The sequence below is a fragment of the Fredinandcohnia quinoae genome (assembly GCF_022427965.1).
GTDB lineage: Bacteria > Bacillota > Bacilli > Bacillales > Bacillaceae_L > Ferdinandcohnia > Ferdinandcohnia quinoae.
Window position 1 is genome coordinate 45518 of record NZ_JAKTTI010000030.1, and the last position, 8991, is coordinate 54508.

The window sequence follows — 8991 nt, forward strand, 5'->3', positions numbered from 1 at the left end:
TAAGAAATACTGATTTCTGAAGTGATTTGGCTTACGATCTCGGTCTAGGCGCTGGAACCAGACAACGCCATTACAACCATCTATTCCTATTATATCAACAAAATATACATTAGAAAACTAGACAGTCGCCTAGCTTTTGGGCGAATGCCTTAGTTGCACTTATTCGAATAAGAAAGTAAAAACCTTCTTGTCCGTTAAAAAATAGGGATAATGTCAATTAATGAATGTCATAAGAAAATGTTTAACGATTGGATTTTATAAGTGTCGATTGAATTTTGTCGAACTATGTCGAAATTTTTAAATGGTTTTTCTCAATTATTTTTAGTTTATTTTTCTATTAAAAAAAAGGGGGCGAAGAAAAACGTTATTATATTAAGATACTAGTTTACATGATTATACATTTTTTATATAAAAAATGTAAATTTCCATTGACGTTTATTGGAAAACTTGATACTATTAACTAGAAAGCATTTTGTCGAATAATGACGATTAAAAAGAGAAAAATACATTATTTGGGTTATGAGAGGAGAAAAATCAAATGAAATCTACAGGTATTGTACGTAAAGTTGACGAGTTAGGTCGTGTAGTTATTCCTATTGAACTTCGTCGCACATTAGACATCGCTGAAAAGGATGCATTAGAAATTTATGTTGACGACGAAAAAATCATCTTAAAAAAATATAAGCCAAACATGACTTGTCATATCACAGGTGAAGTTTCAGATCATAACTTCACACTTGCTGGTGGTAAAATTGTACTAAGCCGTGAAGGTGCAGAACAAATTTTACAAGAAATCCAAACAAATCTTGAGAGTGCAAAATAATTGATTAAAACATACAGATAGCTTCCCTTATTCACGGGAAGCTATTTTTTATTCAATATGATATTCCTGATAAATATCTCTTTTTGGTTGATTTCTATCCTTAGCCACTTTTTTGATGGCATCTTTCGAAGACAATGAACTAGTATTTATATAATGATTGACATGCTCTTCTACTGATAACTGCTGCCACCAAAACTCCTCTACTTTTTCTTCACCTTCTTTGGAACCTTCAACAATAATACTGAATTCACCTCGAATGACATCAACATCTGTCCAAGCGATGAGCTCTTTTAGATCACCACGAATAAATTCCTCAAATTTCTTTGTTAATTCACGTGATACTGTAATTTTACGATTTCCTAATACTTCTTCCATGATATGAAGGGTTTCCTTTAAGCGATGAGGAGCTTCATAAAAAAGAAGGCTAGCTTGAATATGTTTCAAACCTTCTAATTGCTTTCTTTTTTCCTTCTTTTGTCGGTCTAAAAAACCGAAAAAATAGAAGGGCTGTGTTGAAATTCCAGATGCGGTTAACGCGGTTAATGCCGCATTTGCTCCTGGCAATGGGACAACATAAAACTTTTCTAATATAGCTTCTACAACAACCTCATAGCCTGGGTCAGATATCGTCGGCATCCCCGCATCACTTACAAGTGCGACATCTTTGCCAGCTCGTAAATAACTAATTATTTTCTCGCCGCTTACTTGCTTATTATGTTCATGATAACTAATAACTGGCGTATCTATCTCGAAATAGTTACATAACTTTTTGGTTTGACGTGTATCTTCGGCTGCTATTACGGAGGACTCCTTCAAAACCTTAATGGCCCGAAACGTCATATCCTCCAAATTCCCTATCGGAGTAGGTACTAGATAAAGAGTTCCATATTCATAATTTTGTTGAAAGCTCTTCTGTTGCCACATTTTTTGTACCTCTTTCCATTATGATAAATTGTTCCTTTTGAGGACGTTTCAATTGCTTAAATTTATATTCTGCTCGTAGTGCATCACCCTTTGACTCAAATTCCTTGAACATGAGCAAGATGACTGGGGTTCTGCCCCTTGTATACTTCGCACCTTTTCCTTCGTTATGCTTTTTAATCCTTTGGTCAAGATCATTTGTATATCCTGCATAATAAGTGCCATCTTTACATTCTACTACATAAAAATAATGCTTACTTTTCTCCATAGAGAATTTCCTTCAATTCCTTTGTATATTCATTATGATCATCATACACAATTAACGGGGGCAAAATTTTCATATCTGCACTGCCATCCTTTATTCCTTCTATTAAAAGTGTATTTGCTTCTTTACCTCGCTTCGGATAGACGAATTGTAATCGTTTCGGTTCGATTCGATACTTTCTCATTAACGTAATAATATCCAATAATCTACCTGGTCGATGGACAAATGCTACCTTCCCGCCCTGTTTGACGAGTTGACTACTCACCCTGACAACATCCTCTAATGTACAAAAGATTTCATGTCTTGCTATCGCTAAATGTTCATTTTTATTAATCTCATCTTTATTTGGTGTCGGAAAATAAGGTGGATTGCATGTAACAACATCGTATTTCCCATGTCCTAGATTTGATGGCATATCTTTTATATCCCCATGAATCAGGTGAAGTTGATTTTGCAATTCGTTATATTCAACACTTCTTTTTGCCATATTATATATTCTTTCTTGAATTTCAACACCCGTTATCATTGCTTTTGACCGCTGACTTAATAACAGCGGAATCACACCATTTCCTGTGCATAAATCAATCATATTTCCTTTTTGAATCGGTACATAGACAAATTTCGCTAGAAGAACTGTATCCAAGGAAAATGCAAATACTGAGGGACTTTGAATAATCCTCAAATTCTCCGCTAGCAAATGGTCTAATCTTTCATCATTAAGTAACTCAACCATACATCAATATTCCTCTCCATTTATCTGTATCACTTTATTATAACGGTTTTACTTTAAAATGAAAAAACCCTCCCAAAAATGGAAGAGTTTTTTACTTCTTATTTAAGAATGAAAGACAGAACAAGCAGTCTCCCTCAGATCGAACACTTCCATAATGGACATTACATATATGGAAGCCCTCATGATAAAGTCGCGCTAAATTATCATAGCCTTCGCCAATATCAAGTATTTTTGCTTCATTGGTACTTTTATCGACTTTTTCTGTCTTCTTCGTTGTTATCGATTGATCAAGGCGACGACGTAAAAGGTCATTCTCAACTCGCATATGATGATTCTCTTCAAGTAATTGTCCAAGATGTTGTTTTAATTCTCCTAGTTGTTTGTATAGATTACCAATTTGTTCCTCCATACTACTAACAGATTCAAAAATATCTTTTTTATCCACTTAATCCACCTCATTATTCTGTGGCTTGAATCGAAATCGCTCCTTCTTTAAGTAGTTCCTCCCACGTATACTCAACAACACGTTCCCGATCAACTAATTCTAATTGTAAAACACGTTCTAAAATATTCAGTCCAACAACCTTACCGACCCCACTTGTTGTTTCAATCACTTCTCCAAGGTCTGGTAACTGTTCTTTAGCACTTTCATATTCGTCATTTTCATATTTTAAGCAGCACATTAGCCGACCACATAATCCTGATATTTTAGTAGGATTTAGTGAAAGGTTTTGATCCTTTGCCATTTTAATTGAGACAGGTTCAAAATCTCCTAAGAAGGTCGAACAACAAAGCATTCTACCACATGGACCAATTCCACCAAGCATCTTCGCTTCGTCCCTCACACCAATTTGTCTAAGTTCAATTCTTGTACGGAAAATTGCCGCTAAATCTTTTACTAATTCACGGAAATCAACTCGTCCATCTGCTGTAAAATAGAATATAACTTTGTTTCTGTCAAACGTGTACTCAACATCGACAAGCTTCATATCAAGACTATGTTCAACTACTTTTTCAAGGCACACATCGTAAGCCTCTTTTGCAGCATGTTTATTTTCTTCGACAATTAACTTATCCTTTGGGTCTGCAATACGAATAACCTTTTTCAAAGGAAGGACAATGTCGTGTTCATCAACCTGCTTTTTATTTATAACAACTTTGCCAAATTCTATTCCTCTAACGGTTTCAACGATTACGAATTCACCGTCTGGAATCGTATAGCCATTTGGGTCAAAGTAATAGATTTTACCCGCTTTTTTGAAGCGAACACCAACTACATCATACAAGTTTTAATCCCTCCTGCAACTTTATTACCAATTGTTCCATTAATAAGTGTGGATTCATGTTGGTGTGTAAACGACGTTTTGCCTCAAAAATCGCCGTTATTTGATCACTTATACGTCTACTTGACGTTTGAAGTGCGTATTGTTTAAACTTCACAACTTGATCATGAAAAATGATTGATTCTTCATCACCTAATTGAATATATAATAAATCTTTGTAAACTAGTAATAATATATCTAAACCAAAGCTAAGCTGGTCTTTTTCTTTAAAATGCTGCAGCCACTTGTCCTGTATAACAAAGAAAGCATCTGCTGGTCTAGTATTTAATACTTCATATAATTGTAACACTATCGAACGGCACTGTCCAAACCAAGCATCTGTACTTAATCTTCGAGCTTCTTCAAGATTATTCGTTGTATTTGCAATAAGCGATGCAATCGTAGTAGAAATTCCCTCATTCACTAATTGCTCTGATATAACCTTTGGTAGTAATGGCTTAAATGAAAGGACCTGACAACGTGAGAGGATCGTATTTAAAATACGATGAATTTGCTCTGTTACTAAAATCGCTACTGTTTGACTACTAGGTTCCTCTAAAAACTTTAATAAGCTATTAGCAGCATTAGCTGTCATTTTATCAGCATGATTAATAATATAAATTTTACGATTTGATTCAACACCTGTTTTTGAAAACTCCTCCTGAAGTGCTTGAATCTGCCCTTTCTTAATCGATTGACCATCTGGTTCAATCATATGAATATCAGGATGATTTCCAGAAGAAATTCTACGACAATTTACACAGTCATTACAAGGTCTATAATCCTGTTTATTTGTACAAAAGAGACTTTTAGCTAACAAGAAAGCAACTTCCTTCTTACCTGTTCCACGGCTTCCCTCAAACAAATACGCATGGGCCACACGCTCTTTTTTTAAACTATTGCCAACCATTTTTAACACCATTGGTTGATATTCTTCAAGCTGTTCCCATGTTTTTTCCATGATTATCACTCTTTCACATTACGTATAAAGGTTGATTAACAATCCTTTTACAATACCAATTTTACCAAGAATATTGATTGAATCTTTTTCTTGTTCAACCATATTCTGAGTAAGATCCAATAATTCCTTATCGATTTCCTCGACAATTTTGAGAGTTCTACCTTGTCCACTTGAATTCCAGCTATGGGATTGCTTGATATCCATTCCGAATTCAACCGCCTCATTCACAAACCTCTTCACGAGCGTCTTATAGGATGCTAAATCTTTAAAAGTTTGGGAACGAGCAAGTCGTTCCCCTGCTTGATCAATTTGGGATAATAATTTTGATAATTGCTCCATTTGAAGCTTACTCCCATGCTGTTGGACAATTTCGCCAAACTTTTTGCTATCCTGCGCTTTACTTAGCTGATTGCCTTTATTCTTATCTATAGAAAGTCTAAAATCTTGATTTATTTTCATATTCATTTCACCTTTGTTATACGATTAGAATTGATGAAATTGTTCAATTGGTAAAACAAATACAGTGGCTCCCCCAACTTCCACTTTTACTGGAAATGGTACAAAGGAATCCGCATTTCCACCCATCGGGGAGACAGGTGCAATCAATTGATCACGATGTTCACAATTCTTTTTTATAATTTGTAAAGCTTTATCAACTCTGATATCTTCAACACCAATTAAAAATGTCGTATTTCCCGATTTCAGAAAACCACCTGTTGTAGCAAGTTTCGTTGCTCGAAAATTATGCTCAACTAAAGCCTGTGACAAACGGTTGCTGTCCTTATCTTGTACAACTGCAACAACTAGTTTCATCATGTAGCCTCCTTATAGTTTAACATTTTTTTATGCTTACTTCATATTACGAATTTTGGTAACTATATGTGCTAAAGTCCTAAGTTGTTTTATGGTTGTCTCTATTATAGCAAGAATCCACTAAACGAAAAGAAAAACCTCAAAAATCATCAGACTTTTGAGGTAATTATATCTAAAATATTTAATTAGTTACAGTTGAGATGGGATTCAATGATTTCTAATGCATTTTTACTGACCGCTTCAAGCGGAAGAGTCGCATCTACTTTTTGATAACGCTCTTTAAAACGCTCCGCAACTTTTAAATAGCCTTCATATACTTTCTTATGAAAGTTCATATTTTCTAAATCGAGGCGATTTACTTCACGTGAATTGCTTTTTGCAATTCTTGCTAACCCAGCTTCTGGCTCAATATCGAAGAAAAGGGTTAGCGATGGCATTAATCCATTGATAGCAAATTCATTAATGGATAAAACTTCATCAATCCCAAGCCCTCTTGCATGCCCTTGATATGCAAGGGAACTATCAACGAACCGATCACATAAGACAATTTTTCCTTCCTGTAATGCAGGAATTACTTTTTCAGCAAGATGCTGTCTACGAGATGCCGCATAGAGGAGAGCCTCTGTTCGACTATCCATCTTTGTATTCTTTTTATCAAGAATGACTGAGCGAATTTGTTCAGCTATGTCAATTCCCCCAGGCTCTCTTGTTGAAATAACATCATACCCTTTTTTTAGAAGCTCTTGTTGGACGATGCTTAAAATGGTTGTCTTTCCCGCACCTTCTGGCCCCTCAATTGTAATAAAATAACCCTTCACGATGTATTCTCCTTTATTTCACATTCATGCTAATAAATAGTTGCGCTGATGCTATTTTTCTAAAGTCGTTATAAGCATATCTTTCATATTTCCACCTTGGAAGCGTGCACCCGTTTCAAGATACAATGATATCACTTCCAAATGTTTCTCAGTAATTCGTTCACCCTCCATTATCAATGGAATCCCAGGAGGATAAGGTATAATCATTTCCGCCGAAATTTCTCCTACGGCATTTTCAATGGAGACAACCCTTTTATTGTACCCTTTTATCTCTTGATATGATAGAGATAGGGTTGTGATTTTTTCTAAAAAGTACTTAGAACCAATTGAAGTTTCCGGTGTAAGTGGTACATGTGACACTGATTTATTGAGTAATTGATAAAAGTCCTCAACGTTTTCAATTATAGCTAGCGGTAATACAAAGAGAACATGATTCGGGTCCGCTAATTCAGTAAAAATACCTTCCTTCTCAAATAAATGTTGCAGTTGATAACCGTTAAATGAACATTGAGTTTGAAGTGTCATCTTTAATGGGTCTGTATGTATCGATTGATTATTTGATTCAACTAGCTTTATTTGCGGTATCCTTTTTACACTTTCCTTTAAATTTTTTATACTCGCAATGATCGGTATTGTTCCTTCTGCTTTTATTTTTCCAAGATAATGTCGTGCAAGATCAAGTGATGCCATAATTGGATAAGAAGGACTGCTTGATTGCAGCATCTGCAAATATGATTGGACATGTGTAGCATCTATGATTTTGCTATTAACATGTAAAAAAGATCCCATTGTCATGGCAGGAAGAGTTTTGTGAGCTGAATGGACAACAATATCTGCACCAAGTGTTATTGCCGATTCAGGAAAATCCTCAAGAATAAAATGCGCACCATGTGCTTCATCAACTAGAACAGGGATCTGATGGGAATGTGCAAAAGAAATAATTTTCTTAAGCTCAGTTAGATTTGCCATTCCAAAATAATTAGGGCTTGTTAATATTAGGGCCTTTGTATGTGGGTATTTTTCAAATGCTTTCTTAACCGTTGTGAATGAGACATACGTAGGTACCTGGACATCTTCATCATATTCCGGATGCAAAAAGACAGGGTTCACTCCTGCAAGTTTTAATCCGTTAATAATGGATTTATGTGAATTTCGCTGAACGAGCACAGTATTATTCTTTTCTGTAGCAGCTAGGATCATAGCCAAATTCCCTACCGTTGAACCGTTAACTAGGAAAAAGGTTTTTTTCACACCATAAAGCTTTGCTGCCAACTCCTCTGCCTCTAAAATAGGGCCTTCAGGCTGATGAAGGTCATCAAGCCCTGTTAACTCAGTTGCGTCGATTTGAAGGATTTCCTTATAATAATCATTCCCTTTCCCCGGAAATACTGCGCCATATTTATGGCCAGGGACATGCATTGAGATCGGACTTTGTTTTGAGTGATGATATAATGCATCAAATAATGGTGTATGATTGAATGTCATAAAAATCAACCCTTCTTTACTTGAATAGCTTATTGTTGAACCTTTTCATTTCATCTATTATTATATCAAAAAAAGAAGGACCCACATTGGATCCTTGCAAAACTATGAATATATCTCAGGTGTTGTTACCTTTTTTAGTTGTGATAAATAAAACTGGTACTTTGGGTCATTTGTTTCTGTATGAATCATATCGTTTTCGCAATCCATACAAATGAATTTTGTATAAAGGTGTATGCCTCTACTTTTCTCTTGTTCACATATCACACACGTTTCCCCAATATTCTTTGTTCTTAGTTGTGAACTCATTGCCTCCACCTCCGTACATTTATTCTGTCCAGTTATTTATAAATGTATACACGATTTCCAAAATAACGAAGAGTATTAATATAGCGTGTATAGTAATCTATGAGAATTGGGTGGGAAATGTGTATACCGTGGTTATGAAACTAATTACCGAAATACCGAGACTTCTATTGAGGTCACTCGGGTGTAAAATGTATGAAGCGTCCCATGGGAGAATAACGTGTATTTATTTTGGCTATCGTGCATATAATTTTGCTAGCGCGCATATATTGGGATTATCATGCATTTCTTCTAATGTACGAGCATATTAACTTTTTATCGTGCATTTGCCTAGAATATCATGCATTTCGGGTAATTTAGGTTAGGTACATACCTTAAAATTGGATCTGAAACCTATATTTAAGCGGAATACATACACTTTTTTAGCTGATTTACATCTATTTGAAGTAAAAGACCTTGTACTTACTATAAAACGTGGTTTTTAAAGCACGGAAAGTTAACTTTTGCTGGTTGGGTTTGGTGATGTACTTATGTAGCGAATCTTAAC

The 8991-nt window shown here is 35.3% G+C and carries 12 protein-coding genes; 1 reads left to right on the plus strand and 11 read right to left on the minus strand.

Features of this window, described 5'->3' with window-relative positions:
- The first annotated feature begins 538 nt into the window (after positions 1 to 538).
- A complete protein-coding gene (gene abrB / locus MJG50_RS16580) occupies positions 539 to 823 on the plus strand; it encodes a transition state genes transcriptional regulator AbrB (protein ID WP_240256866.1) in 285 nt (94 codons plus the stop codon).
- Between the two features lie 48 nt (positions 824 to 871).
- On the opposite strand, the gene rsmI is transcribed toward abrB, so the two are convergent.
- The 11 genes from rsmI to MJG50_RS16635 all read right to left on the minus strand — a co-directional run bounded on the left by rsmI (position 872) and on the right by MJG50_RS16635 (position 8447).
- Positions 872 to 1747 (minus strand): 16S rRNA (cytidine(1402)-2'-O)-methyltransferase, encoded by an 876-nt coding sequence (gene rsmI, locus MJG50_RS16585; RefSeq protein ID WP_240256867.1) that lies wholly within the window; start codon positions 1745 to 1747, stop codon positions 872 to 874.
- Positions 1713 to 2012: a GIY-YIG nuclease family protein gene (locus MJG50_RS16590; RefSeq protein WP_240256868.1), complete on the minus strand. Its 300-nt coding sequence runs from the start codon at positions 2010 to 2012 to the stop codon at positions 1713 to 1715. Before MJG50_RS16590 ends, rsmI begins: the two co-directional genes overlap by 35 nt.
- The gene (locus tag MJG50_RS16595) at positions 1999 to 2742 is read right to left on the minus strand and encodes a tRNA1(Val) (adenine(37)-N6)-methyltransferase (protein WP_240256869.1); all 744 of its coding nucleotides are present in this window, start codon (positions 2740 to 2742) and stop codon (positions 1999 to 2001) included. The genes MJG50_RS16590 and MJG50_RS16595 overlap by 14 nt, the downstream gene beginning before the upstream one ends.
- Positions 2743 to 2833: 91 nt before the next feature.
- The gene (yabA, locus tag MJG50_RS16600; RefSeq protein ID WP_240256870.1) at positions 2834 to 3187 is read right to left on the minus strand and encodes a DNA replication initiation control protein YabA; all 354 of its coding nucleotides are present in this window, start codon (positions 3185 to 3187) and stop codon (positions 2834 to 2836) included.
- A 13-nt stretch (positions 3188 to 3200) separates the two neighbouring features.
- Positions 3201 to 4028 (minus strand): competence/sporulation regulator complex protein RicT, encoded by an 828-nt coding sequence (gene ricT, locus MJG50_RS16605; protein WP_240256871.1) that lies wholly within the window; start codon positions 4026 to 4028, stop codon positions 3201 to 3203.
- Complete coding sequence (gene holB / locus MJG50_RS16610; protein WP_240256872.1) at positions 4021 to 5025, minus strand: DNA polymerase III subunit delta'; 1005 nt, start codon at positions 5023 to 5025, stop codon at positions 4021 to 4023. The genes ricT and holB overlap by 8 nt, the downstream gene beginning before the upstream one ends.
- Before the next feature lie 18 nt (positions 5026 to 5043).
- On the minus strand, positions 5044 to 5484 hold the full coding sequence (locus tag MJG50_RS16615; protein ID WP_240256873.1) for a YaaR family protein: 441 nt from the start codon (positions 5482 to 5484) through the stop codon (positions 5044 to 5046).
- A 24-nt stretch (positions 5485 to 5508) separates the two neighbouring features.
- On the minus strand, positions 5509 to 5838 hold the full coding sequence (darA, locus tag MJG50_RS16620; protein ID WP_240256874.1) for a cyclic di-AMP receptor DarA: 330 nt from the start codon (positions 5836 to 5838) through the stop codon (positions 5509 to 5511).
- A 185-nt stretch (positions 5839 to 6023) separates the two neighbouring features.
- Positions 6024 to 6656 (minus strand): dTMP kinase, encoded by a 633-nt coding sequence (gene tmk / locus MJG50_RS16625; protein WP_240256875.1) that lies wholly within the window; start codon positions 6654 to 6656, stop codon positions 6024 to 6026.
- Positions 6657 to 6707: 51 nt separating this feature from the next.
- Positions 6708 to 8141 (minus strand): aminotransferase class I/II-fold pyridoxal phosphate-dependent enzyme, encoded by a 1434-nt coding sequence (locus MJG50_RS16630; protein ID WP_240256876.1) that lies wholly within the window; start codon positions 8139 to 8141, stop codon positions 6708 to 6710.
- A 102-nt stretch (positions 8142 to 8243) separates the two neighbouring features.
- Positions 8244 to 8447: a sigma factor G inhibitor Gin gene (locus MJG50_RS16635; protein ID WP_240256877.1), complete on the minus strand. Its 204-nt coding sequence runs from the start codon at positions 8445 to 8447 to the stop codon at positions 8244 to 8246.
- Positions 8448 to 8991: the final 544 nt, after the last annotated feature.

Excerpts from the sequence above, each read along its gene's own strand:
- MJG50_RS16590 (WP_240256868.1), bottom strand. The coding sequence starts at position 2,012 with ATGGAGAAAAGTAAGCATTATTTTTATGTAGTAGAATGTAAAGATGGC.
- rsmI (WP_240256867.1), bottom strand. The coding sequence starts at position 1,747 with ATGTGGCAACAGAAGAGCTTTCAACAAAATTATGAATATGGAACTCTT.
- darA (WP_240256874.1), bottom strand. The coding sequence starts at position 5,838 with ATGAAACTAGTTGTTGCAGTTGTACAAGATAAGGACAGCAACCGTTTG.
- holB (WP_240256872.1), bottom strand. The coding sequence starts at position 5,025 with ATGGAAAAAACATGGGAACAGCTTGAAGAATATCAACCAATGGTGTTA.
- MJG50_RS16630 (WP_240256876.1), bottom strand. The coding sequence starts at position 8,141 with ATGACATTCAATCATACACCATTATTTGATGCATTATATCATCACTCA.
- abrB (WP_240256866.1), top strand. The coding sequence starts at position 539 with ATGAAATCTACAGGTATTGTACGTAAAGTTGACGAGTTAGGTCGTGTA.
- MJG50_RS16595 (WP_240256869.1), bottom strand. The coding sequence starts at position 2,742 with ATGGTTGAGTTACTTAATGATGAAAGATTAGACCATTTGCTAGCGGAG.
- MJG50_RS16615 (WP_240256873.1), bottom strand. The coding sequence starts at position 5,484 with ATGAAAATAAATCAAGATTTTAGACTTTCTATAGATAAGAATAAAGGC.
- MJG50_RS16635 (WP_240256877.1), bottom strand. The coding sequence starts at position 8,447 with ATGAGTTCACAACTAAGAACAAAGAATATTGGGGAAACGTGTGTGATA.